Source organism: Enterococcus sp. AZ149, from assembly GCF_051714285.1.
Lineage (GTDB): Bacteria > Bacillota > Bacilli > Lactobacillales > Enterococcaceae > Enterococcus_D > Enterococcus_D entomosocium.
Genome location: NZ_JBIORO010000001.1, coordinates 1683757 through 1709551, shown reverse-complemented (window position 1 = coordinate 1709551; position 25795 = coordinate 1683757). Strand labels below are relative to the sequence as shown.

The window sequence follows — 25795 nt, the reverse complement described above, 5'->3', positions numbered from 1 at the left end:
TTAGTTCTGCTCCTTCCATGCATCGATCATCTCTAAAAATTCGTCAAATAAGTGGACCGCATCATGCGGGCCCGGTGCCGCATCTGGGTGGTATTGGACACTGAATGCTGGGTAGCGGCGATGACGAACCCCTTCGATCGTGCCATCGTTCACTTCGACGTGTGTCACCATTAGTTTTTCAGGATCGATGGATGCTTCATCCACAGCAAAGCCATGGTTTTGTGAGGTAAAATCGATCCGACCAGTGGCGATCTCTCTTACCGGATGGTTCAATCCGCGGTGACCGAACTTCATTTTATAGGTATCTGCCCCATTCGCTAATGAGAAGAGCTGATGGCCTAAACAAATCCCGAAGATCGGTACCTTGCCTTGAATCCCTTGTATCATTTTAATTGCTTCTGGCAAGCTTTTAGGATCACCCGGTCCATTTGTCAGCATTACACCATCTGGTGCGAGGTCTAAAATTTCTTGCGCTGTCGTATTGTATGGCAAAATCGTTAAATTGCAGTTGCGGCGTGACAACTCCCGTAAAATACTGTGCTTCAAGCCGAAGTCGATGACCACGATATTGCGACCCGTTCCAGGACTTGGATAAGGTTTTGAGGTAGAAACTTGTGCCACTTGATTGGTTGGTAAAACCGCCGCTTTTAATTGATCAAAGGCATGGTCAAAGACATCTCCTGCATCAACGATACTCGCTTTCATGGTCCCATGTTGACGGATCTTTCTTGTCAGCGCGCGTGTATCGATTCCTGCGATCCCTGGAATATTTTTGCGTTTTAAAAATTCATCTAACGTCAGCTGTTTCCGCCAATTGCTCGCTAGACGCGCGTGTTCTTTCACAACGACCCCTTTACAAGTCGGTGAAATTGATTCGTAGTCGTCTCGGTTGACGCCGTAATTTCCAACCATCGGATACGTAAACGTAATGATTTGTCCGTTAAAGCTTTGATCCGTAATGGCTTCTTGATAGCCCGTCATGCTGGTGGTAAAAACAATCTCACCAAATACATTGATACTGGCACCAAAGCCTTCGCCTTCAAAGTATGTTCCATCTTCTAAAATAAGCCAACGTTTCATATTATTGCCCACCTTTTTGCCATACTAATTTTCCATTTACAAATGTATAACTTGTATCCCCATATAACGTCCATCCACCGAAAGGCGTATTGACTCCTTTTGATAGAAATTGCTTAGGATCCACGTTATAAGCTGATTCTAAGTCAAAAATCGCGAGATCGGCTTTGTCTCCGACCATCATCGTTCCGGCGCTTAGACCAAAGATTGATGCTGGTTTCACGGTCATCCAATCCACTAGTTGCTGCAAGGTAAAGCGTCCTGTTTTGACAAAATGAGTGTACAACAATTGGAAGGCATATTCTGATCCGACGATGCCAAATGGTGCTTTTAAAAAGCTTTTCATTTTTTCTTCATAGCCATGTGGGGCATGATCCGTCGCGATACAATCGATCGTGCCATCCAGCAGACCTTCGATCAACGCTTCACGGTCTTCTTGCCCACGTAACGGTGGGTTCATTTTCCAAAAGCCTTCATCGGCAGGAATATCTTCATCGATTAGAAGCAAATGATGAGGAGAAACTTCAGCTGTCACATGGATACCAGCTTTTTTGGCATCTCGGATCACTCGAACACTTTCTTTGGTCGAGACATGGCAGACATGGTAATGAGCACCTGTTGCTTCCGCCAAAAGTACATCACGAGCGATTTGAGAAGCTTCCGTTACACTCAAGATCCCCGGTAGTCCAAGTTCTTCTGCTTTTTTACCAGCATGCATCACGCCGCCAAAGAGTAAGGAGTCATCTTCTGTATGGGCAACCAAGGCCAAGTCATTTTCGGCTGCTTGCTTCATGGCCAGATACATTGTGCCAGCAGTCTGAACACCCACGCCATCGTTCGTCAAGGCGAAAGCGCCAGCAGCTTTCATTCCAGCTGCATCCGTCAACGTTTCACTGCGTAAGTTTTCTGTGATCGGGGCGTATTGTAAGACATTGATTGACGCATCTGCGTTGATTTTTTCGTAAACAGCTGTTAATTTTTCCGGTGTATCGGGAACTGGGTCAAGGTTTGGCATTGCGCAAACTGTCGTGAACCCACCGCGAGCTGCTGCGATGCTGCCCGTTTCAATTGTTTCTTTGTACTCAAAGCCTGGTTCTCTGAAGTGTACATGAACATCCACTAAACCTGGCGTGATCAATTGCTCTTTGGCATCGATGACTTCGTCAAAATCTGTTTCGGGAAATGCTGTACCGATCCCGCGAATGATTCCTTCTTCGATCCAAATTGCTGCAGGAACACAGTGATTGTCTTTTTTGATGATTTTACCGTTTTTAATGAGTGTTTTCATGTAAACTTCCTCCTCTAATTCTTTCCTTTTTGCCTGTTAGGCCTTACCGTTCAACACCGCTTCAAGAATCGCCATTCGAACAAAGACGCCATTGGACATCTGTGTGATGATTCGTGAGCGTAAGCTTTCAACTAAGGCATCAGCCAATTCCACATCGCGATTGACCGGCGCTGGGTGCATTATGATCGCATGCTCTTTCATTCTTGCGGCGCGTTCGACGGTCAACCCGTGATTTTTTAAGTATTCTTCTTTTGAAAAGCTTTCCGTTCCATCATGGCGCTCGTGCTGGACACGAAGCATCATCATAACATCGACTTCTGCGACCAATTCGTCTAATGGTAGCCAATGACCGTATACTTCAAATTCTTCGTCATACCATTCCTTTGGACCTGAGAAGAAGACTTTCGCTCCGAGACGCTTCAACATTTGCATGTTTGATTTTGCGACCCGTGAGTGGGTGATGTCACCTACGATTGCGACTTTCAAGTCGTCAAAATGCCCAAACTCTTCATAGATCGTCATCAGGTCTAGCAAGCATTGCGTTGGGTGTTGGCCGCTGCCGTCCCCGCCATTGATGATACTGCACTGGATCGTTTTGCTTTGGATCAAAGCGTCGTAGTAATTTTCATCGCCGTGGCGAATGACCGCAACGTCTACACCTAAAGCCGACATCGTCAAGACCGTGTCATACAAGGTCTCGCCTTTTTGAACAGAACTGGTGGAGGCTTCAAATTCGATGACTTCGATCCCTAGTTTTTTCTCAGCAACATCGAAGCTTTTGTGGGTTCTGGTACTGTTCTCAAAAAAGAGATTTGTTGCGAAATATTGTTCTTTTTGGGGCATCCATTTCGCCCCTCTTTTGAATTCTTGTCCTCTGCGGATGAGTCCCATCACTTCACGGTCCGTCAATGCTTCTACCGTCAAAAGATGCTTTAAGCTGATTCTTTCGGATTGAATAATCATGAATGAATTCCTCCTTTGATTCTGTTTAAACGATGAGTTGGCACAAGTTATTTTTCTTCGCTGCGAGAGCTGTCAGGTAAAATAAGATTCAAGAAGATCCCTAGGACAGTTGCTAACGCCATTGCGGATAATGTGAAGGTACCGACCGTGAAGACAAGACCGCCGATTCCTACCACAAGGATCACTGACGCAATGATCAAATTCTTCTTACGATCAAAATCGATTTTGTTGTCGATCAAAATTTTCAACCCGCTGGCAGCGATGACGCCAAAGAGCAGGAAGCTGATCCCTGAGATGACTGGACCAGGAATACTTAAGATCAATGCGCTTAGTTTTCCAACGAAGCCTAGTACGATGGCTAGAACTGCTGCTCCACCGATGACGAACACACTGTGGACCCGTGTAATTGCTAAAACCCCAATGTTTTCTCCGTAACTTGTCACTGGGGGGCCCCCAACGAGACCGGCTGCAATTTGAGCAAACCCATCTCCCAATAGTGTTCGGTTCAAGCCTGGCTCTTCAAAAAAGTTCCGCTTCGTTAATTTGTTCAAGACCATCAGATGACCGATGTGTTCGGTCATGGTAACAAAAGCGATCGGCGCCATCGTAGTGATTGCATTCAGATACAGTTTTGGTTCATAGTTAATGAAGGGAATCTCGAAGCTTGGCATGCCAAACCAGTTGGCGTCAATGATGGGCTGCACATCGACGATCCCCGCTGCTAAGGCGATCAAGTATCCGCCCACGATCCCCAGAAGGATCGGGATCAATCCTAAAAACCCACGCAGAAACATATTGAAGAAAATCGTTAATCCTAAGGTAGCCAAAGCTACCAGAATGTACTTGAAATCGTAGACTGAGTCATTGTACATTGCATTCTGGGCGGCGTTAGCGGCTAACCCTAATCCAATCACCATAATCACAGGACCGACAATGATCGGTGGTAAGATCTTATCCAACCAAGCTGCACCGGCACGTTTAATGATCATCGAAACGATCACGTAAACCAACCCAGTCGTGATGGCGCCTTGTGCGATAGCTGGGTAGCCATCAGATTTCATCAGCATCTGCATCGCTGCGATAAACGCAAAGCTGCTGCCTAGATACGCAGGAATCTTCCCTTTCGTTGTGACCAAGTAAACCAATGTTCCAATACCTGAACTAACTAAAGCGATGCTGGGGTTGATCCCAACGAGGATCGGAACTAATACTGTTGCCCCAAACATCGTGAAAAGATGTTGTAAGCTTAGACCTAACCAAGGCAGTGCTTTGGGCCGATCTTTGATGTCTAAAACTGCGTCTGGATTACGAAATTCTTGCTTCTGCATGTTGCTGTCACTCTTCTTCCTAGTCGTTTTCTTTATTGATCATGATCCGGTCAGAACCATCTGATTCTTCCATCTCCACGATAATTTCTTCACTTAAAGCAGTTGGAATATTTTTCCCAACGAAATCTGCCCGAATCGGCAGTTCACGATGACCGCGGTCAACTAGAACGGCGAGTGAGATTCGCTTTGGTCGACCAATATCCATGATGGCATCCAAAGCTGCCCGAATCGTCCGTCCTGTAAACAAGACATCATCGATCAAGATGACTTCTTTGCCATCAATGGCAGTCGGGATGTCTGATGAATGGATCTCTGGATCATCTTCTGCCTTTTTGTCATCTCGGTACAAGGTGATGTCCAATTCACCGACAGGTACTTCTACGCCTTCTAGTTGTTTTAAACGTTCTGCTATTCGTTGAGCGATATAGATGCCTCTTGTCTTGATTCCTACCAGCACCAAGTTATCAATGCCGCGATTTCTTTCAATAATTTCATAGGTGATCCGCGTTAACGCTCGTTTCATTGTTACTGCATCTACTACTTCTTTCGCTGCCATATGTTATTCCCTCCTAATTTTGAACATAAAAAAACTCCTACCTGCTTGAGGTAGGAGTCATGTTTTCCGATCGTTGCCTAAAATCCCATTCTGTGAATTTTGGGTACACGTTATCATCTAGTAAGGGTTCGAATCTCCAACGCGGGAGTCGTCTGCTTACTCATTCCTTCTTAGCCTCACGGGACTACATTTAAAGGAGCTATTTAGTTGTTACAATTACTATACAGTTCTCACACAAAAAAATCAATCATTTTTCCGCAATTTTTTTAACGTGTCCGCGAACAGCTCTGGTAATGGGGCTTCAAAGACCATTGACTCACCCGTAGCGGGATGTGCGAAACCTAAAAGCTTGGCGTGTAAAAACTGGCCGTTGCCTTTTAAGGTACGCTTTGGTCCGTAGATTGGGTCACCGGCTAACGGGAACCCGATATATTGCATATGCACTCTAATTTGGTGGGTTCTTCCAGTTTCCAATTGCAATTCCACCAAGGTAAATTGATCAAAGCGTTCCAACACGGTGAAATGAGTCACTGCGGGTTTGCCATTCTCAATCACCGCCTGCATTTTCCGATTGACTTTCGAGCGGCCGATCGGTGCATTGATCGTGCCTTTTTCGTGGCTGATATTGCCATGGACCAATGCCACATACTTGCGTAACGAGGTTTTGTCTTTCAATTGTTTCGCTAACGACTCATGCGCCTGATCATTTTTGGCAATCATTAACAGACCCGACGTATCTTTGTCGATTCGATGAACGATTCCTGGCCGAACAACATCATTGATCGTGGATAAATCATCCATATGGTACAATAACGCATTGACCAAGGTGCCATTTGGATGCCCAGCGGATGGATGAACCACCATCCCTTGCGGCTTGTTGATGACTGCCACATCAGCATCTTGATAGACGATCGTCAAAGGAATATTTTCTGGCTCTAAACCTACTACTTCCGGCTCTGGCACTTGGATGACCAAGTGATCGCCTGCTTTTACTTTATAATTAGCCCGAACCGTTTCACCTTCTAAAGTAACGGCATCTTCTTTCAGCCATTGTTGAACTTGTGAACGGCTATGGTCAGGCAAGCGTTCAGCCAACACTTTGTCGACCCGCCCTTTTTCTTCTTTAATGATTACTTCAATTTGCTTTTCCATTTGATTCTCCTTGTTTCCCTTTTGCTTCGTCATCTACCAGTGCATAAATAAAAATCAAGATTACCCCAAACACTAATGACATATCAGCGATATTGAAAATTGGGAAATTGATAAAATCAAGCTGGAACATGTCCACCACAAAGCCATGCTGCAAGCGATCGATGAAGTTTCCGATAGCGCCACCTAGAACAAATGCCAATCCAAAGCGAAACCACAAACTACTTTTTTGGTAACGAAACAATAGGTAAACAACGACGGCAACCGCGATAACGGTGATGATCGCAAAAAAAGTGATTTTTCCTTCTAGAATACTCCAAGCTGCACCGGTATTCTGAAGATAGGTCAGGGACAACACATTGTCGATCAGAGAATGTGTTTCACCTAGTTGATAATTGGCAACGATCCAAATTTTCAGCCATTGATCCAAGCCAATGACAACAGCACTTAACAAAAAAAACAACGCGATCATAAATTTTCCACTCTTTCTTCTTTAAAAATATCTCGTGGACGGATGATGCCCAAGAGATTTCCATTCGGATTTTTATCCTTGGTGATCAAAACCGCCTCAAGCAGGGCATTTTTTTGAAACAATTCTTCCACTTCTACGATGGTCGTTTCAGCCGACACGAAACAATAATTTGATCGTTTCCCATCTCCTGCTAATAATTCATCTGCCGTTCTGCCTGTCAACTTGATTTCACCATGGAGGCTTTCTTTCGCTAACCAGTATCCCAGCATCCGCAAAGTGATCAAGCCCAAAAATCGACCATTATCATAGATCGGAAATTGTGAATAGCGCTTTTGGGCAACGATTTTCAATAACTCTGGTAATGGCAGGTGCTTTTCAAAACCAGTCACTCGTTTCGCAAAACGCGGCATGACTTTTTCAGGTGCCAGTAAAGAGCGTTCAATTTCTTGAATGCGATTGACGACCCATTCATTCGGTTCAGCAATGACAAAGTTTTCTCCGATTTTTTCATGTACGATGGCATTGCGCAGCTGAGCCATTTGTAATAGATCATCTTCTGCTCTTCTGACATTGATATTTTTGCTTTTTGACAAGCGACGAACCATTTCAGAAAAACCCATATTCCGTGGATTATCCAATTCGTCACGAAGCCGCTTTTCGATTCGATTAAAACTACTCAAAAATTGATCTGCACCACTAGCCATGAGGAACCTCCTTGATAAGATACGCTTTTTTCAAATAAATCAAAACAAAGACAAAATATGCCACCAAATACACCCCGACAAAAAGCAACGAGTAAAGGGAGATAGAGAATAAGCCCAATACCCCCATCATGAGAAAAAGGCTTAAATAAAAGCCGATATATAATCTTTTAAGCGTAGGATTCATCACGATCTCCAGCTTGAGCGCTGATTGGCCTTGTGGTAGCTGAAAAGGCTGACTTTCTAAAAAAAACATGCGCACACGAATCGGTGTCTGCTCAGCTAACTCTAAAAAAATCGTTTGCTGATGATTGATGGCAGCGATTCTTTTTTTCCCTTGCATGACCTCTAAGGGACTGCCCATTCCATAAAAACCAGTCCTCCTAGTTAGTTGTAGCTCCATTGACAAAGATCACCTCAATTGGTTAAGTATACTTGATTATCAAAAGAAAGAAAATAGACTTTTGCTTGCTTCCTTGATTATTATAACAAGAATCCCTACTTTTATCTTCCATCACGTCTAATGAACGAGAAAAAGACGAATGCCGCTTGCATCCGTCCTTTCAAATCATCTCTTTCCGTTTTTTCGTTTCAAATGCAGCGAATGTCTTCTTTGCTTGTGATCACTCTTTTAGAAAAGACCGATCGCTTGGCCATCAGAAGTCACGTCCATATTGATAGCCGCAGGTTTCTTCGGTAATCCAGGCATTGTCATCACGGCACCAGTCAAGGCAACGATAAAGCCAGCACCTAATTTTGGCACGAATTCGCGAATCGTTACTGTAAAGTCATCTGGTGCGCCCAATCGCTTTGGATCATCACTGAAGGAATACTGGGTTTTTGCCATACAAATCGGCAGCTGATCCCAGCCTTGCTCTTTGAAGCTTTGTAACTGCGCTTTGGCTTTTGGTGCAAACTCAACCTCAGCTCCTCCATAGATTTCCCGCACGATCAAAGAAGCTTTATCCGCTAAAGGCAAATCGTCGGTATACAAGCGATGATAGTTGGCGGGTTTTTCCTCGATTAGTTGAACCACTGCTTTTGCTAGATCCGTTCCACCGGCGCCACCTTCTGCCCAAACGGCTGTCCGTGCGATGGTGACGTCGATTTGCTGGCACAAGGTTTCGACTAATGTTCGCTCCGCTTCTGTGTCTTGTGAGAACTCATTAAGCGCAACGACAACTGGAATACCATATTTACGCATGTTTTCAACATGACGCTTTAAATTACTGAAGCCTCGCTCTAATGCTTTTAAGTTTTCTGTCCCTAAATCAGCGACAGCGACCCCACCATGCATCTTCAGTGCTCTGATCGTTGCTACCACTACGATCGCATCTGGTGCCTTTGATAAATTCGGTGTTTTGATATCAAGAAATTTCTCTGCGCCTAAGTCAGCACCAAACCCAGCTTCGGTCACCGTGTATTTGCCTAAGTGCAAAGCCGTCTCGGTTGCGATGACACTGTTACACCCATGGGCGATATTCGCAAAAGGTCCGCCATGGATCAGCGCAGGGGTTCCTTCAATCGTTTGAACGAGATTCGGTTTGAGGGCATCTTTTAAAAGTAAGGCTAAAGCACCTTGGACCGCCAAATCTTTTACGTAAATTGGTTGTTTCTCAAAAGAATAACCAATTAAAATCTTTCCTAATCGCTCTTTTAAATTATCAATGCTTGTTGCCAAGCACAAAATCGCCATGATTTCACTAGCAACGGTGATGTCAAAACCGTCTTCTCGGGGAACGCCTTGTAACGGTCCCCCTAGACCGACAATCACTTGTCGTAACGCTCGATCATTCAAATCGACAACGCGTTTCCATGTGACCCGACGTCCGTCGATCCCTAATTCGTTGCCTTGTTGGATATGATTGTCGATCAACGCAGACAAGGCGTTATTGGCAGCCGTGATCGCATGCATATCACCTGTGAAATGTAAGTTGATGTCTTCCATCGGTAGAACTTGTGCTTTGCCGCCGCCGGTGGCGCCGCCTTTGATGCCCATTACTGGGCCCAATGATGGCTCACGTAAGGCGATGACGGTTTGCTTGCCGATTTGATTTAACGCATCTGCAAGTCCAATGGTCACGGTTGATTTACCTTCCCCTGCTGGCGTTGGGCTGATCGCTGTGACTAAAATGAGTTTACCCAGCGGATTGTTTGCTTTTTCGTTGATTGCTGACCATTCGATTTTTGCTTTATATTTGCCATAAAGTTCTAGGTCATCCCCTGTTAAACCAAGTGGTTCAGCAATTTCAATAATCGGTTTAGGCATTGATTCTTGTGCAATTTCGATATCTGATTTCATTTTTACCCTCAATTCACGAACTATTTAGCACTTTAAAATGTATTTTGTTTGCTATGCTCTTATTATACTTGATTTTATTCAGAAAGAAAGAGAGATTTTCCACACTTTTACAAGAAGTTTGCCGAATCCTCTATGTAAACAAAAACAACGTCCTTCCTAAGGCTGTGCCGCCAAAAGGAGTGATCGCTGTTTTCTAGATTTCTATGAATTACTCGTTGGTTTCGACCTGCACCCTTTTTTCAGGGATTTTTTCTTGAAAAAAAGTTTCTAACCATACCACATCTTTTTTACGTAACGTGAAGGTATACGTTTTTTGATGATCGGTAATGCTGATTAAATGGTTTTCAATTTGCCATTTTTCTATCTCAGGTAAAGAAACAAGGCGTTTCTTCCATAAGCGGGCATAGCGAATAAGGAGCAAATCATTCCTGATGAGTATGCTTCGATGAATACCTAACCATACAAAAAAGAAAAAGACGGCTAAAACGAGGTTGCTTTTCCAATAAGGTCTGGTATTTTCTAACGAAAGAATCAAACTGATAAATAATATCATCATAGTAAACGACCAATAAATGATCGCTGTAGCAGCTTCCGGTTGCCAATACAATTTACGCTTCATAAAAGTTCCTCACAACATAAAATTTCTAGTATACTATCTTTATCATATCAAAAAAGGGTGAGACAATGTTAAAAGTTTATCTTGATGCTTCCACGAAAGGCAACCCCGGCCCTAGTGGCGGTGGAATCGTCATTGTCGGTACTGATCTGCATGAGCAAATTGCGTTTCCGCTACCTGATTCAACCAACCACCAAGCAGAGTTCGCTGTGATGGTAAACGCGTTGCAGCTGCTGATTGACAAAGGGTTACAGGAACAGACGATTATGCTCTATACCGACAGCAAAGTCGTTGCGCAGACTATCGACAAGAATTATACCAAAAACCCTGCTTTTTCTGATTATTTAACGGAAATTCAATGCTTGTTGAAACAGTTCCCTTTAGCGATCATCCAATGGATCCCTGAGAGCCAAAACAAAGGTGCCGACCATTTGGCACGCCAAGGATTAGCAAAGGCGTTGAAATTAAAGGATCGGAGACAATAACCGAGAGAAGTTTTGTTTGAAGCGCAACCAGTAAGACTGCTTAGCTAAAATTTCATCCGTCAGTAATGTGGATTGCGCCATATCCTCTTCAAAGAAGCCTTTCAACGTTTGCGTGACATCGTGATCGTAGGCAAAAGCATTGACTTCAAAATTCAAGGCATAACTCCGAATGTCTTGATTTGTCGTCCCAAAGGAACTAATGGTATCATCCATCATGACCGTCTTCGCATGGAGGAAACCATTGTTATAGATGTAGATTTTTGCACCACGACGATGCAAATAATTGGCATAATGCTGTGTTGCCCGGTAAATGAATGGGTGGTCAGGCATACATGGGATCATGATTCGGACGTCTACACCTGAGTGGATGGCAATTTCCAATGCGTTCATCATACTGTCATCAGGAATCAAATAAGGCGTTTGGATCCAAATCGATTCTTTGGCAGCTAAGATCATTTTTACAAAACCGCCTTTGAGAATTTGGGTCTCACTTTCAGGACCATCAGCGACAATCTGCAAATCAACATTTCCAGAGAGCTCTTTCGGCGGTAGAATAAAGTAGCGATCCTCGTATTCCAGTTGATCCTCTTCTTTTTTTACAGATGCGTTCCAGTCACGAATAAAAATCTCTTGTAGTGTAAAACTGGCAGTACCTACGATTCTCGCATGGGTGTCTCGCCAATAGCCAAATTTGGCCTTTTTCCCTAAATATTGATCGCCGACATTAAAGCCGCCAGTCCAACCAATTTGACCATCGATCACAACGATTTTTCGATGTAGATGATAGTTCAATCGTGTGTTACGGATCAGGTTCTTCGAAGTGATGAAAGGCACGACTTTTCCACCGGCATCAATCAACGGTTGAAAGAATTTCCGATTGGCTTTCGGTGACCCCCATGGATCATAGACCAAACGCACTTCAACACCTTCACGGGCTTTATCGATCAAGATAGACAGAAATTGGCCACCGATCTCATCATTAAAAAACGAATAATATTCCACATGCAGATTATCTTCTGCTTGCTTCATGTCTTCAAACAATGCTGCAAATTTTTCTTTTCCATCTGTATAAAATTCTACTTTGTTTCCTTTAGTCAAGGGCGATTCATCAAGGTTCTTAAAATAGCGCTCTAATAAATGATTGTCATCTGAGTAAGGATGTTCAGGAAAAGAATAATTGTGCACTTTGATGATTTGATTCAACTCATTGATCCTACTTTGGTGGTGCTCACTAAATTTATAAATAATTTCTCCGTCGATCCCCCGACCACAAAACAAGTACAACAAAAACCCGATGCCGGGGATGAATACCAACGTCATCATCCAAGCAAAGACACTTGCAATCGAGCGTGGTTTCCGAAAAACAGTAATAAAGGCAGCAATCGTATTAATAAACAAAAGTGCCAATAATACCGTGGAAATCATGCTCATATCCATTTTTATCATAGTTTCCTCCTATATCCTGTAACCCTATAATAGGTAACTATGATCGAAAGCAAGCTTCAATTCATAGTCCCCTAGTGTTTCTTTGATTTTTTGTTTCAGCATTTCTTCGATTTCTTGATCACTATACGCCGATTTTGCGGGAATCACTAAATCAAACGCCAACAGATCTCCTTTGACCTGAAAATCATGCATCCGTAACTGCGGATCAACGAAGCGAATGATCTTTGACACTTCTTTTTTTAAATACCGATACTGCTGATCTTGAATTGGTACTGGATCAAGATGACAGACAAGGTCGACCTTTAAAGATTGGCGAAAATCTTGTTCAATAGCATCAATCACCTCATGCGCTTCTCGTAAAGACCACGTTTCATCCACTTCGATATGCACACTGGCAAAGCGATTTTTCGGTCCATAATTATGAACCAGTAAATCATGGTAACCGAGAATCGTCGGATAGTGATCCAAGCGCTGCTCCATGGCAGCTACTTCTTCTTGCGTTGGGCGTGCCCCTAATAATTCGTTGATAAAGGAACGAATCATTTTGATTCCGCTAATCAAAATATACAAGGCAATCAGACAGCCGACAAAGCCATCGATACGTAGGCCAGTCAACCACTCGATCGTCGCTGAAAACAAAACCGCACCCGTTGTATACACATCGTTGAGACTGTCTTGCCCACTGGCTTTAAGTGTTTGAGAGCCAATCAGGTTCGCCAATTTTCGGTACATCGCTCCCTGCCAGATTTTGATCAAAATCGATAAAACCAAAACGATAAACAATAGTGGTGAAAGACGGATACTCGTCGGTTCCATGATGCGTTGCACAGAGCTGATGAGAAATTGACCGCCAACAAACGTGATGATCAAAGATACCACAAACCCACTGATGGCTTCAAATCGCTCATGTCCATATGGATGTTCACTGTCGGCTGGTTTCGCCGAGATCCGAAAACCGATCAATGTTAAAATAGACGAGGCTGTATCTGAAAGACTGTTGATGGCATCGGCCATAATCGAAACAGATTGTGCAGATAAACCAATGATAAATTTTCCGGCAAATAATAGGAGGTTGGAAAGCAACCCGAGGCTACCTGCTAACTTCCCAATGGCTGTGCGTTCGTAGACACCATTTTTTTTGCTACGATTTAAAAAAAAGTTTAGCAAATCATCACCCTCTCAAAAAACCATCTTTCTTATTTTACCCCGAAGGAATTCAATTAAACAACTATTCGTATCGTTTTTTCGAAAAAAAAGCGAATTCCCTTCAATTATCAAACGCATTTTCAGATAACACGTAGGAAAAAAGGAAAAAGATAACGGAAGGGTCTCCCCCTCCGTCATCTTCGTTCAAAAAAGGAATGTGTTAAAGACCTACGCTCCTCTTTCACCTATCTTCTTAGAAGGAAAGGAACTCGCGGGTACAGATTCAACCATAGTGTGCTTACTTGGCAGCTAACCACGCTGCTGCGGTCTCAAGTGCTGCTGTGATTCCTTCAGGATTCTTCCCGCCGGCTTGTGCCATATCAGGACGGCCGCCACCGCCGCCACCAACTTTAGGTGCGATCTCTTTGATCAAATCGCCCGCTTTCAATCCTTTTTCATTGGCTACTTTGTTCATAGCAGCTAAAAGATTCACTTTGCCATCATTCGCGGTAGCTAACACTAAAATATCAGAATGGTCTTTTTGTTTCCATTGATCGGCTAGTTGACGTAATTGGTTCATGTCCTTAACAGTCACTTTCGCTGTGATTAGACGCAGACCATTTACTTCTTTGACATCTTTGAAAACATCCCCTGCTTGCTGATTTGCTAACTTGCTGGCAAGAGCTTCGTTTTCTTTTTGCAATTCACGTAGCTGCGCTTGCAGTTGTTCTGTTTTGGCAACGACTTCTTTTAATTGGGCAGATTTAACGATTCCTGCGATTGCTTTTAATTGCGTTTCTTCTTCATGCAATAACGTATAGGCCTCTTGACTAGTCACGGCTTCGATCCGACGAACACCAGCACCGATCCCTGATTCAGAAACGATTTTGAAAATACCGATATCCTCCGTATTTGCCACATGGGTTCCCCCACATAATTCGATCGACCAATCGGCAACATTGACGACGCGAACATCATGCCCATATTTTTCACCAAAGAGTGCCATCGCTCCCATGCCTTTTGCGGTATCGATATCCGTTTCGATCGTCACAACAGGGAGGGCTTCCCAAATTTTTTGGTTGACGATTTGTTCCATTTGGCTCAGTTCTTCGCTGGTCACTTGCCCGAAATGACTAAAGTCAAAGCGCAAATGTCCTGGAGCAACTAATGAACCTGCTTGGTTCGCATGGCTACCTAATACTTCTTTTAACGCTTTATGCAATAAGTGAGTCGCCGTATGATTTTTGATAATCTTATTGCGACGATGCTGATCCACTTGTAAGAAATAGTTCACGCCTTCTTGTAGTGGCGCTTTGACTGTAGCAGTATGCAAGAACTGACCGTTCGGTGCTTTTTTGACATCCGTCACTTCCGCTACGATCGTACCATCTTCTGCTACGATCGTGCCTGTATCCGCAACTTGTCCACCCATTTCTGCGTAAAATGGTGTTTCAGCAAAAATCAGTTTTGCTTCACCTGTCGAAACAGAATCGTGTAACGCTTCGTCTTGGATGATCACTAATAATTCACTGTTAGCTTCAAGTGAATCATAGCCAACGAAACGGCTGTCTACTTTGATATCCGTCAATAAAGCGGATTGTACGCCCATTGAAAGCTCCGTTTGTCGAGCCGCACGAGCGCGGGCACGTTGTGCATCCATTTCTTGTTCAAACCCTTGATGGTCCACTTTCAACCCTTCGTCTTCCGCCACTTCTTCTGTCAATTCAACTGGGAAGCCGTAAGTATCATACAATTTGAAAATATCTTGACCAGCTAACGTATCTTGGTTGTCTGCTTTTACTTGGGCGATCACTTGATTTAAAATATCTAACCCTTCATTGATGGTTTCATGGAAACGTTCTTCCTCGTTGCGGATCACTTTTTCAATAAATTCTTGCTGCTCTAGTACTTCAGGATAGTAGCTTTCCATGATCTCGCCAACGATCGGTACTAATTTGTATAAGAAGGCAGCATCGATCCCTAATTTTTTCCCATGCATGACTGCACGACGTAATAAACGACGTAAAACATAGCCACGGCCTTCATTTGAAGGAAGTGCCCCATCGCCGATCGCAAAAGAAAGCGCGCGGATATGGTCTGCAATCACTTTAAAGGAGATATCTGTCGTTTTGCTGTCGCCGTAGTTCACACGACCGCTTAAATCTGCCACTGCATTGATGATCGGCAGAAACAAGTCTGTTTCAAAATTGGTTGGTGCATTTTGAACGATGGAAACCATTCGTTCCAGCCCCATCCCCGTATCAATGTTTTTATGTGGTAGTGGTTCATAGGAGCCATCTGGTTGATGATTGAATTCTGAAAAGACCAGATTCCAGATTTCCAAATAGCGCTCGTTTTCGCCACCAGGATAGTTTTCGGGATCATCTTCCGCTACGTCATTAAACTCAGGACCACGGTCATAGAAAATCTCCGAATCCGGTCCACATGGTCCTGCACCGATGTCCCAAAAGTTGTCTTCAATCTCAACGATATGCTCTGGTGTCAAGCCGACTTCTTCTGCCCAGATCCGTTTTGCTTCTGTGTCTTTTGGATAAACCGTGACATATAACTTTTCTGGATCAAAAGCCATCCATTCTGGGGAAGTCAAAAACTCCCATGCCCAATGAATCGCTTCATTCTTGAAATAATCGCCGATCGAAAAGTTTCCTAGCATTTCAAACATCGTATGGTGTCTTGCTGTTTTCCCAACGTTTTCGATGTCGTTGGTCCGAATTGATTTTTGCGCATTGGTCATTCTTGGGTTTTCAGGAACAACACTGCCGTCAAAATATTTTTTTAGCGTTGCCACCCCTGAATTGATCCATAATAGGGTTGGATCGTTGACTGGGACAAGGGACGCACTTGGTTCAATTGAATGACCTTTTGATTGAAAGAAGTCCAAAAACATTTGGCGTACTTCTGCACTGGATAATTGTTTCACGTTATTCTCCTACTTTCTTCTGTGTTCGCTTAAGATACAGGGGCTGACAAAATTGCTGGTAAGGCGCTCTTATGCCTGTAGAGTCGTTTTGACGATAAAAAAACACCATTGCAGAGCAAGGACGTCGATACGCGGTACCACCTTGCTTGCAATGATGTGACTCATTACCTCTTAGACTCGTTAACGCGGAGTGGACGGCAACATTTCTGCTGCAGTTGAGCACCAAAGGGAGCAATCCGTCTGAATTCATGTTTTTCTCTCAGCAGTGAAAAACTTTCTGTAATGAATCATCAAACCGACCATATCCTTCGTCATTCAAAGTATAAGGAAATGTGTCGAAAAAGTCAATCCTCAAATCCGGTCTTTATTGATCAGAATCGCTTTGCGGTAACGATAGCTCTGCGGAGAAAGCTTTTGATCTGGCTGTAGCATTTTCCGTGAACGGTAATAACTGGCATAAGGCAATGCATCGAATAAGGGATGCCCACAAATTTGCCAGTTCTCCATTTTTAAAGACAAGCCATCTGTCAGCTCCCACGCATCCGCAAGCCCATAGGTGCAGCCAAATAAATTCGGTTCAAGCAATTCAGCGGTTGGCAAAGAGACACCATCGTCGCAAGACTTTTCATTGCCCCAGCGAAAAAGTCGCCGAGTAGCAGCACCGCAGACATATTCCCATTGATCCTCTGAAAGCAGCTGAAAGCCTTGTTTATCTAACTGCTGTTTCAATTCTGTTTGACTGACGGATTCGTGGGTAAATAACTGATAGGTTTCCGATAACGGCTCTAGTGCAGCAAAATAGCGATTCTCTTCGTGATAAAAAGCGGGTAATTCCCAACGCAAGCTTTCCTCAAAGGACGCTGGTGCTGTGAATTGTGCCTTTAGCTCTTTTTCGAAAACACTGAATTGATCGACTAACCCGTGAAACTCCCCAGTGATCGTATTTAACTGCCCGATATACCTTGCGCCAGCAGGCAGAGAACTTTTTTGGACTAGCATGGGATCAATCACAGCTTTACGCAAAGGGCTCGTCGACTCATTGACAAAAATCCCCCAATCCTGGCTGGTTTCTAACTCATAGATTGTTTCCAGTTGGCGAATGATCTCATTGGGTGGTGACTGCCAATTTTTACTCCAGCAAGTAGCCGGTAATCCTTGCACACCGAGATCCCAACCTAAGATCGCCTCAGAATTCCCTGGTATAAAGACAAAGTCTTCGCCATCGATCGTTAATTCAAAGGTAGCACATTTCAATCCTGCATACGTCAACTGACTAAAATGGACATCGGTGATCTCCTTTAAAGGACTGACAAAATACATTAAAATTTGCTGGATCAGCTGTTCTTTGATTTCAAAGGACAGTGTCTTCCAATTTGACCATTGTAACGCCTCAAAAAAATCCACGTCATTTCTCCTCTCATCTGCTACAATTACTATATAACGAGTATACCACGAAAAAGGAGGAAAACGACTGATGCTTTATTTTGGACGCAGTCCGTGGATGCTACAAGCGGTTTTCGCCTTGCGGCAAGCCGTTTTTGTAGAAGAACAGCACATTCCGGCAGAATGGGAATTTGATGAAAAAGACCAAACCTGTCCATACTTTCTTTGGCTTGATGGAAACACACCGATCGCTACCATTCGCTATCAATTCTCTACACCGAACACTCTGCAACCTGATCGCTTTTGCGTAGCTAAGGCCTTTCGGCACCAAGAATACGGCACCAAATTATTGCATTATCTCGAAATGCGTGGTGTCCAAGAGGGTGCCCTCCAATCAGTGTTATCCGCAGAGATCGACGCTTGTGCGTTTTATGAATCCTGTGGGTATCAAAAAACATCTGAACCCTATGCTGAAGATGGCGTATTGTGTGTAGAAATGACCAAACAATTAAAAACAGCAGTCAAGGAAGAGTAGTTCTCTTCCTTGACTGCTGTTTTGGTAAGCATTAGCTATTCGAATTTTTCTTGTTTTTGCGGGCGGTTCGAGTCGTTTGACGACGTTCGATCTTCCGTTTTTCTTTGTTCTTCTTATCAACGGCCCATTGAATTTTTTTCTTGTAGCCAGGCTTGATTTTTTTCTTCTTTTTCTTGACTAAGCCAATCAAGGTTGGGTCTAATTCGTCACGAGATTTTTCCCGCTTTTGCCGACGATTCCGATCGTAAGTCGCAACGATCTCGCCATTTTTGATTTCCTTCGGTTGGAAAACAACCCCTAGATCTTCGATGGCTTGGATTGCCCCTTCATCGCTTGGATCATATAAAGTGATCGCGGTCCCATCCATTTGATTTCGACCGGTCCGACCAACACGGTGGATAAAGAAATCCAAATCAGCTGGAATCTCGGCATTGATGACATGAGAAACCCCTTCAATATCAATTCCTCGCGCAGCTAAATCTGTTGCGACAACATATTGGTAGTCCAAATTTTGCACTTGGCGCATGATCCGTTTTCTTTCACGAGGACTGATGTCGCCGTGGATCTTCGCTACTTTTAAGCCTTGTTCCTTTAAGTAATCCGTAATTTCATCCACACGGCTCTTCGTGTTGGCAAAAACGATGGCAAGATAGGGATGGCCTGTAGTCAATAATTGATAGATCAATTTATTGGTATTTTTCCCTTTGGTAGAAATCAACCAATTCTCGATCGTATCAGAGATGACTGCTTTCGATTTGATTTCTTCGATCAATGGATTGGCCATGTATTTTTTCAAGAATGGGCGCAATTTCTCTGGAATCGTTGCGGAGAAAACCAGCATTTGTAGTTTCTCAGGCAAACGCCCCGCAATTTGATCGACTTCTTCCAAAAAGCCCATATCCAAGGTCATGTCTGCTTCATCCACGACAAATACATTGGCAGTGTGAACCCCTAAGGCTTGTTCGTTGATCATATCCAAGATACGACCAGGTGTCCCAATCACGACATGGGGCTGTTGATTTTGCAGACGGCTCAATTGGCGCTGTTTATCCGTTCCTCCAACAAAATTTGACACACGAATCTCCGGATCATGAAACCCGCCGATCTGTTTTGCGGCTTGATAAATTTGTGTGGCTAATTCACGACTCGGTGCAGTAATCACGACTTGCACTTCATCTTTTTCGGCATCAATTTTATCCATCAATGGCAGTAAAAATGTATGGGTCTTACCACTCCCAGTCTGAGATTGTCCAACAACACTACGGCCTTTTTGGATAACAGGTATCAATTTTTCTTGCACTTCTGTTGGATTAGAGAACTTTTTATCAGCAAGTGCTTCATAAATAAATGGTTGAAATTTAAATGACTCAAAAGACATTCAAACACCTTCTTTCTTTTAGCATCCTTTGGATTATAGCATATGTTGCCTTGATTTCCTAACTTTCTTTTGTCACGGGTTTTGGATCAATCGTGCTAATTGTATACGTTGCACTGCGGCGTTCATAGAAAAAGCGGCTTTCTTTTTTTATTGCAGCCCAAAAGAGATTCATGTAAAAGCCAAACTGGATCAAGCCAAAAATGACCACCATCAATAAACTGACGACCAGAAGCAGCGTATTATCCGAATCAAGAAACGGTGCAAAAAAGATGTTGACCCGACTGATGCTGGCATAAATCAGATAAAACAAACCATAACGTTTCAATAACGCAGCCAAGCTGACCCTCTGACGGGCTTCTTGCATGATTTTGATTCGTACGAGTTTTTTTCCAATCGTTTGTCCTTTGGCAAGATAAGCAAACAACACAAAGTACAGTAATACTTCAAGAGCAAAGTACCAATAGTCCCCACTAAAGTCCCTTACCGTCTGTTGAGTAAGCAAACGAACAGCGATCACCACAATGAAACTGACCACATTCAGTATTCCCCAATCGATCAACCAAGCAAATATCCTTCGTGTTACGGTTACCCGAGTACCTTTGGCGTATGAATCGGCATCCATCTCTTCTCTTGATGGCAATAAGAACGTAAATAGCGGGGCAATGCTCCACCCCAACAATCCTCCTAGTGTATTGACAAAGAGATCATTAACATCAAATAAGCGATAAGGACGGGGATAAATAAAATAAAGTCCTGTCAGCTGAGTCAATTCAAAAAACAATGTCAGACAAAACGTAATCGCCAGCGTTTTCAGAAAAGAACATTTGAAGTAATAACGTAAGTAAACGCCGAAAGGCAAGGTCAACAATAAATTAAAGAGTGGTTCGAGAAAGACCCCCTGCTTCATGGCAGGAAGATAGGTTTGCGGGTCGTGGATATTTAAGACCGTCTGTTGGACAAAATGGTGCCAGGATGCTCCTAGCTGCAATTCCATCTTAGGACCAGTCATATGAGCTACCTCTTCAATCGAGGGCAATGGCAAAATAACTAAAAAATAGGCGCATAATAAATAGAAGACAAACGAATAAAGAACCAGTGCACGAGAAAAGATAAAACGACCGTATTTTCGATATTGGATAACAAAAAAAATCATTGATATCGCCAATGCTAGAAATGGAAAAACTAGCAGAGCAACCTTTATTGGGGTAATATAAGCGGACATAAAGAACTCCTTCACGTTTTCTTTTTATCTTACACGCTATTTCCCAAAACGTAAATTTTGGAGTATCATAAAAGAAAAGGAGGTTAAAAAACCATGTTAAATCCCTATTTTGCCTTTGGCGTACCGGCATTCCTTTTGGTTTTATATGTAGCTTTTGCTCTTTTTCGTCGGTCTTCCGATATACCCTACTTAGGATTTGCCCTATTCATCATTGCTGGTTTTCTGACTGGATTTAGTTTACAAGTCATTCAACAAGCCATCAATGAAGTGGAGAAAACTTCTCTTGAACACGTGCAAGAAACCCACCTTTACTCGCCCTACTTATTAGCGATTCCATTGATTGTGGGCATTCTTTTACTTATTCTCAACTTGATTCGCGGCTATCTAAAAGTCAAAAACGTTCGTCTGCGGACAAAATAAAAGCAACCTACCTAGAAATACGAAATGATCCTGTTCCTCTTAATGGGAAATGAGATCGCTTCGTATTTTTTTTGGTAAGCTGCCTAGATTGCTAAACCCCTTCAAAAGATCCAACCACCACTCCCGTAGTAAAACAGTTTATCAACCACAAAAAGCGTTTATTCGTCGGCTAGTTCTTCATCCAGGTCTGTCTCTGACGTATCAGCAAAAGATTCTTTTACATCATCATTGACTTGTTCCAATAAATATTGCCAGTCACTATTCGACACAACCACCACATCGATATTCTTTTCTTCATCGATCAGCTCGAGATTCGAAACATCCTCTCCTAACTGCTGGAAAAGGTCAATCAATGTTTTGTCTTGGAGTGTTACGTATTCAGTCCGTTTCATTCTTCTTCCCCCCATGAATCAAAAAATTCATAAAACAAGATATCGAAACTAGTAAGATCGGTCATCTTTTGTAAAGTAGATAGATCTAAACGAATAAACGCTTTTTCCACTAATAAATAATGGTTTTCTTCCAACGCTTCTTCGATAAATGGTAAAATCTCTTCCTCGTCCCCTAATGTCTCACTAGAGATTTGTTCGATTTGATCAAACAAGCGATCATCTTGCAACAAAAAGAATTGATCGTCGTAAAGATAGACTGCGATTTGATATTGCCGGATGGGTAGCTCAGCCCGAATGACAAAAAAGCATTCCCCTGAATTGGAAATCGCTGGCAATAGTTCACTCGGTTGTAATGCCTGTTGGTAGTACATTTCCATCCCTCCTTTGTACTTACTATTATAAAGAACAATAAAGGAAAAAGGAAATAATCGAATTTCAGTTTAAAAAACTCTAAACAAAGTTAGACATCCCATTCTGCATAGAATTCTTCTAAAAAATCCTTCATGAAAACCACACGTCGCTGAGCTTCTTTTTTGCCATAATCCGTGGTCATCTTTTCAGGAAGCAAAAATAGTTTTTCATAAAAATGATTGATCACCGTCGTCCCTTTTCGGTAATCCTCATGATTTTGAAACGTCTTTGGGGCTAAGTCACTGACATGGATCGGGTGTTGATGACTGCCACCAAAATAGCTCGTCCGTAAAATACCGATCGCACCTAAAGCATCGAGACGATCTGCATCACGAACGACGCGGCCTTCTACTGAGACAACTTGTGCGCCTTGCAAAAGTTCTTTTGAAAAAGACAGATTTTCGATAATAGAAAAAATTTCTTTCGTTTGTGCTTCACTTGCCCCTGCTGCGGTCAAACAAACTCGCACTTCGGCATAAGCCGCTGTGACATCCGCCACAACTTTGTCATCCACCGTATCATGCAAGTAAGCTGCCGCCTGTACGACAAAACGATCAACCGCCAATTCGTCGGCATCGATGATAGCTTGACTTAAGCCCGCCACCCGTTTGACATGATCAAACCCATGTCCTGTGTAATCATTCCCCAAAATACTTTCGGCATAGGCAATTACTTTGCTAAGATCGGTAACATTGTTTTCTTCCTTCATTTTTTTCCTTCTTTCGATACGAAAGTAGCAAGCCTTCCTTTTTTCAGTGGTTATCGATACAAAAGGAAAAGAAGTTCAACAAAACGAGCATCCCACGAAACAGTTAGGGCGGCAACGTCTTGCGAAGCTTCTTTCCACTCGTTATTTTTAAGCGAAATCTTGCGTCTCGCTGATTTTATAGACACTAAAATAGATCTTGCGTAAATAGTCTAATAGATATTGAGGATTCAATAATTCATCCGTTGCATCTAAAATCAATTCATTTGGTTTCTTTGATGCGCCATATTGATGGATATTTTCAGTCAGCCATTTACGAATCGGTGAATAATCATCTGAAGCCAACACTTCATCGACATTGATTTCTTTTTCCATCGCATGCAGTAATTGCGCGGCATACATATACCCTAACGCATAGGATGGGAAGTAACCAAAGCTGGAACCTGACCAATGAACATCTTGTAAGATTCCTTCAAGGTCATTCTCTGGACGGATCCCTAAATATTCCTCGTATTTGTCATTCCAGATTTTCGGCAGTTCATCGATCGATACGGTTTCGTTAAAGATCATTTTTTCGATCTCGTAACGAATAATGATATGGATTACGTAAGTCAAACTGTCAGCTTCAATACGGATCAAGCTGGCTTTAGAATGCTTCAAAGAATCATAGAAGGTGTCAAAAGACACATCATCAAATGAGCCTTCCGCACATTCTTGGAAAAATGGGTATTGCTTGGCCCAGAAATTGCGATTACTGCCGATAATGATCTCATTAAACAGCGATTGAGATTCGTGGATCCCCATAGACGCTCCTTCATGAACCGGTGTTCCTTCGTATTTTTCGTCAATATTTTGCTCGTACATTCCATGTCCGGCTTCATGAATTACACCGAATAGTCCCATTGAAAAATCGTTTTCGCTCCAACGAGTAGTCAAACGCACATCGTTGTGATTGATCCCCGTAGCAAATGGGTGGACCGTATTATCCAAGCGGCCGCGAGAAAAGTCATAGCCTAAGTCGGCAATCACTTTTGAGATAAATTTACGTTGCTGCGCTTCGGTCATCTTACGTGACAGGATCGAAGTATCTGGTGCTGTTCCTTTTTCAGCCAATTGACGACGAATATCCATGATACCATCTCTCACTTGTGAGAAAACATTATCCAAGATCTCAACCGTCATATTTGGTTCGTATTGGTTTAACAACACATCATAGTTTGTCAGCTCATTCTTCTTCCAATAAGGAATCAATTCTTTCGTCAAGCGAATATTTTCAGAAAGTGCGTCTTTAAATAAAGAAAAATCTTTTTCTTTACGGGCTTTGAGCCAAGCAGTATGTGCTTTTGACGTTGCTGCGGAAGCCGCCATCGCCAACTCATTTGGTACATCTTTTTGCAATTCATACTCTTCTTTGACTAGCTGATAAGCCGCTTTCCCAACCTCTGATAATTCTTCTGGGTGTTTCCCAAAATAGCTGATTGCTTCTTGGATCGGCTCTCCAATCTTTTTGTCAAAATAGAGGCCATATAAATAGCTGTCAACTTCCGCCCGGTAATCACTGGCTTTTTCTGGCATCCCCGTTTGATTGTCCCAGCCTAAGATCCCCATTGCTTGTTGTAATAGATCGATTTCTTTTAATTCTTTCAGAAATTCTTGTTCTTTCATTCAGCAAACTCCTTTTTGCGTGGCGGACGTTGTCCCCAGTATTGGAAGAGATCGGTACGAATCGCACCGTTGTATAATTTGCGTTTTTTTGTCGCTTTTTCGCCGTAATGGGTCTCAAAAGTCAAGTCACTGGTCAAAAAGTATTTACTCCAGGTTTTAAGCGGTCGAAACACTTGGCCCATTTCTTGATACAGTCGCTGAACAGACTCTTCTTCTCCTAAGCGTTCGCCATAAGGAGGGTTAGCCACAACGACACCATACTCTTTTTCTGTTTTAAAGTCTTTAACAGCTTGTTGTTTGAAGGTGATCGAGTCTCCAAGACCTATTTCTTCCGCATTCCGGCGGGCGATCTCAATCATTCGACCATTGATATCCGAACCGGTAATATCTAATTCGACATCATAATCTGCTGCTTCATCTGCTTCTTTCCGTACTTTTTCAAATACTTCTGCTGGGAACCAATCCCACGTTTCGCAAACAAATTCCCGATTAAATCCAGGGGCGATATTATGGCCGATCAAAGCTGCTTCAATACACAATGTGCCTGATCCACAAACGGGATCGACAAAAGGCTTGTCTTTGTACCAATTTGTCAGCATCACTAAAGCCGCAGCCATGTTTTCTTTCAGAGGTGCGCCCCCTTTTTCTAAACGATAGCCGCGTTTAAACAAACTAGGGCCAGTCGTATCCAATGTGATCATCGCATGGTCTTTCAATAAAGCGACTTCTAATTGGAAAAAAGCGCCAGTTTCAGTCAGCGGCACACTTGCCGGACGATGATATACTTCTCTTAAGCGATTGACGATTGCTTTTTTGGTAATCGCTTGGCAGTCAGGTACACTATACAATTTTGATTTGATTGATTTTCCGGCTACTGGAAATTCAGCGTCTAACGGTAAAAAGTCTTCCCACGGTAACGCTTTAACTTCTTCAAACAGCTGATCGAAAGTCAATACGTCAAATTCCCCAACGACGATTTTGATACGGTCGGCTGTACGGAGCCACAAGTTCGCGGTAGCAATGGTCTCCATTGTCCCTTTAAAGCGCGCTCGGCCGTTTTCAACCTCACACTCGATCCCTAAATCCCGTAATTCTTTGCCCACTAGTGCTTCTAAACCGCTCGCAGCGGTGGCAATACAATTAAATGTTTTTTCAGTCATAACGCTCTCCTTCTTGGTATAAAAAAACCTTCCGTTGCTGGAAGGATTCCCTG

25 protein-coding genes are annotated in these 25795 nt (G+C 43.0%); 3 read left to right on the top strand and 22 right to left on the bottom strand.

The window, feature by feature from the left end:
- The 11 genes from IGI94_RS07990 to IGI94_RS07940 form a co-directional block, all read right to left on the bottom strand.
- Complete coding sequence (locus IGI94_RS07990) at nt 1-1080, bottom strand: carbamoyl phosphate synthase small subunit (RefSeq protein WP_005235984.1); 1080 nt, start codon at nt 1078-1080, stop codon at nt 1-3.
- A gap of 1 nt (nt 1081) precedes the next feature.
- Nucleotides 1082-2365, bottom strand: coding sequence for a dihydroorotase (locus IGI94_RS07985; RefSeq protein ID WP_016611753.1), 1284 nt, complete (start codon nt 2363-2365; stop codon nt 1082-1084).
- A gap of 36 nt (nt 2366-2401) precedes the next feature.
- A complete protein-coding gene (locus tag IGI94_RS07980) occupies nt 2402-3328 on the bottom strand; it encodes an aspartate carbamoyltransferase catalytic subunit (protein ID WP_005235988.1) in 927 nt (308 codons plus the stop codon).
- Nucleotides 3329-3375: 47 nt separating this feature from the next.
- Nucleotides 3376-4656, bottom strand: a complete 1281-nt coding sequence (locus IGI94_RS07975; protein WP_005235990.1) for a solute carrier family 23 protein — start codon at nt 4654-4656, stop codon at nt 3376-3378.
- A gap of 19 nt (nt 4657-4675) precedes the next feature.
- The gene (pyrR, locus tag IGI94_RS07970) at nt 4676-5212 is read right to left on the bottom strand and encodes a bifunctional pyr operon transcriptional regulator/uracil phosphoribosyltransferase PyrR (RefSeq protein WP_005235992.1); all 537 of its coding nucleotides are present in this window, start codon (nt 5210-5212) and stop codon (nt 4676-4678) included.
- A 243-nt stretch (nt 5213-5455) separates the two neighbouring features.
- A complete protein-coding gene (locus tag IGI94_RS07965) occupies nt 5456-6364 on the bottom strand; it encodes an RluA family pseudouridine synthase (protein ID WP_005235994.1) in 909 nt (302 codons plus the stop codon).
- A complete protein-coding gene (gene lspA / locus IGI94_RS07960) occupies nt 6348-6833 on the bottom strand; it encodes a signal peptidase II (protein WP_005226122.1) in 486 nt (161 codons plus the stop codon). Before lspA ends, IGI94_RS07965 begins: the two co-directional genes overlap by 17 nt.
- A complete protein-coding gene (locus IGI94_RS07955; protein WP_005235996.1) occupies nt 6830-7537 on the bottom strand; it encodes a CBS domain-containing protein in 708 nt (235 codons plus the stop codon). The genes lspA and IGI94_RS07955 overlap by 4 nt, the downstream gene beginning before the upstream one ends.
- Nucleotides 7530-7937 carry a hypothetical protein gene (locus IGI94_RS07950; protein WP_005235998.1) on the bottom strand — a complete coding sequence of 136 codons (408 nt, stop codon included), beginning with the start codon at nt 7935-7937 and terminating at the stop codon, nt 7530-7532. Before IGI94_RS07950 ends, IGI94_RS07955 begins: the two co-directional genes overlap by 8 nt.
- A 228-nt stretch (nt 7938-8165) precedes the next feature.
- Nucleotides 8166-9836, bottom strand: coding sequence for a formate--tetrahydrofolate ligase (locus IGI94_RS07945; RefSeq protein ID WP_429960799.1), 1671 nt, complete (start codon nt 9834-9836; stop codon nt 8166-8168).
- A 208-nt stretch (nt 9837-10044) separates the two neighbouring features.
- Entirely contained in the window at nt 10045-10455 is a 411-nt protein-coding gene (locus tag IGI94_RS07940; RefSeq protein WP_194199743.1) for an EbsA family protein, read from the bottom strand.
- Nucleotides 10456-10520: 65 nt separating this feature from the next.
- Here IGI94_RS07940 and IGI94_RS07935 point away from each other — a divergent pair, with 65 nt between their 5' ends.
- Nucleotides 10521-10937 (top strand): ribonuclease HI family protein, encoded by a 417-nt coding sequence (locus IGI94_RS07935; RefSeq protein ID WP_005236004.1) that lies wholly within the window; start codon nt 10521-10523, stop codon nt 10935-10937.
- Here the strand turns inward: IGI94_RS07935 and cls are convergent.
- From cls to IGI94_RS07915, 4 genes are all read right to left on the bottom strand, one after another.
- Complete coding sequence (gene cls, locus IGI94_RS07930) at nt 10917-12383, bottom strand: cardiolipin synthase (RefSeq protein WP_008379854.1); 1467 nt, start codon at nt 12381-12383, stop codon at nt 10917-10919. The two genes, IGI94_RS07935 and cls, sit on opposite strands and share 21 nt — an antisense overlap.
- Nucleotides 12384-12407: 24 nt before the next feature.
- Entirely contained in the window at nt 12408-13550 is a 1143-nt protein-coding gene (locus tag IGI94_RS07925; RefSeq protein ID WP_005236009.1) for a cation diffusion facilitator family transporter, read from the bottom strand.
- A gap of 277 nt (nt 13551-13827) precedes the next feature.
- Nucleotides 13828-16470 carry an alanine--tRNA ligase gene (gene alaS / locus IGI94_RS07920; protein ID WP_005236010.1) on the bottom strand — a complete coding sequence of 881 codons (2643 nt, stop codon included), beginning with the start codon at nt 16468-16470 and terminating at the stop codon, nt 13828-13830.
- A gap of 351 nt (nt 16471-16821) precedes the next feature.
- Nucleotides 16822-17874 carry a DUF7278 family profilin-like fold-containing protein gene (locus tag IGI94_RS07915; RefSeq protein WP_005236012.1) on the bottom strand — a complete coding sequence of 351 codons (1053 nt, stop codon included), beginning with the start codon at nt 17872-17874 and terminating at the stop codon, nt 16822-16824.
- 70 nt (nt 17875-17944) lie between these two features.
- Between IGI94_RS07915 and IGI94_RS07910 the strand changes: the two genes are divergently transcribed.
- On the top strand, nt 17945-18388 hold the full coding sequence (locus IGI94_RS07910) for a GNAT family N-acetyltransferase (protein WP_087664150.1): 444 nt from the start codon (nt 17945-17947) through the stop codon (nt 18386-18388).
- A gap of 31 nt (nt 18389-18419) precedes the next feature.
- Here the strand turns inward: IGI94_RS07910 and IGI94_RS07905 are convergent, their stop codons facing one another.
- On the bottom strand, nt 18420-19766 hold the full coding sequence (locus tag IGI94_RS07905; protein ID WP_005236016.1) for a DEAD/DEAH box helicase: 1347 nt from the start codon (nt 19764-19766) through the stop codon (nt 18420-18422).
- Between the two features lie 58 nt (nt 19767-19824).
- Entirely contained in the window at nt 19825-20988 is a 1164-nt protein-coding gene (locus IGI94_RS07900; RefSeq protein WP_008379845.1) for a VanZ family protein, read from the bottom strand.
- A 93-nt stretch (nt 20989-21081) separates the two neighbouring features.
- On the opposite strand from IGI94_RS07900, the gene IGI94_RS07895 reads away from it, so the two are divergent.
- Nucleotides 21082-21408, top strand: a complete 327-nt coding sequence (locus tag IGI94_RS07895; protein ID WP_005236019.1) for a hypothetical protein — start codon at nt 21082-21084, stop codon at nt 21406-21408.
- 158 nt (nt 21409-21566) lie between these two features.
- Here the strand turns inward: IGI94_RS07895 and IGI94_RS07890 are convergent, their stop codons facing one another.
- The 5 genes from IGI94_RS07890 to IGI94_RS07870 all read right to left on the bottom strand — a co-directional run bounded on the left by IGI94_RS07890 (nt 21567) and on the right by IGI94_RS07870 (nt 25742).
- Nucleotides 21567-21800, bottom strand: a complete 234-nt coding sequence (locus tag IGI94_RS07890) for a hypothetical protein (protein ID WP_005236021.1) — start codon at nt 21798-21800, stop codon at nt 21567-21569.
- Nucleotides 21797-22177 carry a hypothetical protein gene (locus IGI94_RS07885; RefSeq protein WP_005236023.1) on the bottom strand — a complete coding sequence of 127 codons (381 nt, stop codon included), beginning with the start codon at nt 22175-22177 and terminating at the stop codon, nt 21797-21799. The genes IGI94_RS07890 and IGI94_RS07885 overlap by 4 nt, the downstream gene beginning before the upstream one ends.
- Before the next feature lie 83 nt (nt 22178-22260).
- Complete coding sequence (locus tag IGI94_RS07880) at nt 22261-22920, bottom strand: HD domain-containing protein (RefSeq protein ID WP_016620164.1); 660 nt, start codon at nt 22918-22920, stop codon at nt 22261-22263.
- A 147-nt stretch (nt 22921-23067) separates the two neighbouring features.
- Nucleotides 23068-24582, bottom strand: a complete 1515-nt coding sequence (locus IGI94_RS07875; RefSeq protein WP_005236028.1) for a carboxypeptidase M32 — start codon at nt 24580-24582, stop codon at nt 23068-23070.
- A complete protein-coding gene (locus IGI94_RS07870; RefSeq protein WP_005236030.1) occupies nt 24579-25742 on the bottom strand; it encodes a THUMP domain-containing class I SAM-dependent RNA methyltransferase in 1164 nt (387 codons plus the stop codon). The genes IGI94_RS07875 and IGI94_RS07870 overlap by 4 nt, the downstream gene beginning before the upstream one ends.
- Nucleotides 25743-25795: the final 53 nt, after the last annotated feature.

Coding starts and splice junctions, on each gene's coding strand:
- IGI94_RS07990 (WP_005235984.1), bottom strand. CDS start 1,080: ATGAAACGTTGGCTTATTTTAGAAGATGGAACATACTTTGAAGGCGAA.
- IGI94_RS07985 (WP_016611753.1), bottom strand. CDS start 2,365: ATGAAAACACTCATTAAAAACGGTAAAATCATCAAAAAAGACAATCAC.
- IGI94_RS07980 (WP_005235988.1), bottom strand. CDS start 3,328: ATGATTATTCAATCCGAAAGAATCAGCTTAAAGCATCTTTTGACGGTA.
- IGI94_RS07975 (WP_005235990.1), bottom strand. CDS start 4,656: ATGCAGAAGCAAGAATTTCGTAATCCAGACGCAGTTTTAGACATCAAA.
- pyrR (WP_005235992.1), bottom strand. CDS start 5,212: ATGGCAGCGAAAGAAGTAGTAGATGCAGTAACAATGAAACGAGCGTTA.
- IGI94_RS07965 (WP_005235994.1), bottom strand. CDS start 6,364: ATGGAAAAGCAAATTGAAGTAATCATTAAAGAAGAAAAAGGGCGGGTC.
- lspA (WP_005226122.1), bottom strand. CDS start 6,833: ATGATCGCGTTGTTTTTTTTGTTAAGTGCTGTTGTCATTGGCTTGGAT.
- IGI94_RS07955 (WP_005235996.1), bottom strand. CDS start 7,537: ATGGCTAGTGGTGCAGATCAATTTTTGAGTAGTTTTAATCGAATCGAA.
- IGI94_RS07950 (WP_005235998.1), bottom strand. CDS start 7,937: ATGGAGCTACAACTAACTAGGAGGACTGGTTTTTATGGAATGGGCAGT.
- IGI94_RS07945 (WP_429960799.1), bottom strand. CDS start 9,836: ATGAAATCAGATATCGAAATTGCACAAGAATCAATGCCTAAACCGATT.
- IGI94_RS07940 (WP_194199743.1), bottom strand. CDS start 10,455: ATGAAGCGTAAATTGTATTGGCAACCGGAAGCTGCTACAGCGATCATT.
- IGI94_RS07935 (WP_005236004.1), top strand. CDS start 10,521: ATGTTAAAAGTTTATCTTGATGCTTCCACGAAAGGCAACCCCGGCCCT.
- cls (WP_008379854.1), bottom strand. CDS start 12,383: ATGATAAAAATGGATATGAGCATGATTTCCACGGTATTATTGGCACTT.
- IGI94_RS07910 (WP_087664150.1), top strand. CDS start 17,945: ATGCTTTATTTTGGACGCAGTCCGTGGATGCTACAAGCGGTTTTCGCC.
- IGI94_RS07905 (WP_005236016.1), bottom strand. CDS start 19,766: ATGTCTTTTGAGTCATTTAAATTTCAACCATTTATTTATGAAGCACTT.
- IGI94_RS07900 (WP_008379845.1), bottom strand. CDS start 20,988: ATGTCCGCTTATATTACCCCAATAAAGGTTGCTCTGCTAGTTTTTCCA.
- IGI94_RS07895 (WP_005236019.1), top strand. CDS start 21,082: ATGTTAAATCCCTATTTTGCCTTTGGCGTACCGGCATTCCTTTTGGTT.
- IGI94_RS07890 (WP_005236021.1), bottom strand. CDS start 21,800: ATGAAACGGACTGAATACGTAACACTCCAAGACAAAACATTGATTGAC.
- IGI94_RS07885 (WP_005236023.1), bottom strand. CDS start 22,177: ATGGAAATGTACTACCAACAGGCATTACAACCGAGTGAACTATTGCCA.
- IGI94_RS07880 (WP_016620164.1), bottom strand. CDS start 22,920: ATGAAGGAAGAAAACAATGTTACCGATCTTAGCAAAGTAATTGCCTAT.
- IGI94_RS07875 (WP_005236028.1), bottom strand. CDS start 24,582: ATGAAAGAACAAGAATTTCTGAAAGAATTAAAAGAAATCGATCTATTA.
- IGI94_RS07870 (WP_005236030.1), bottom strand. CDS start 25,742: ATGACTGAAAAAACATTTAATTGTATTGCCACCGCTGCGAGCGGTTTA.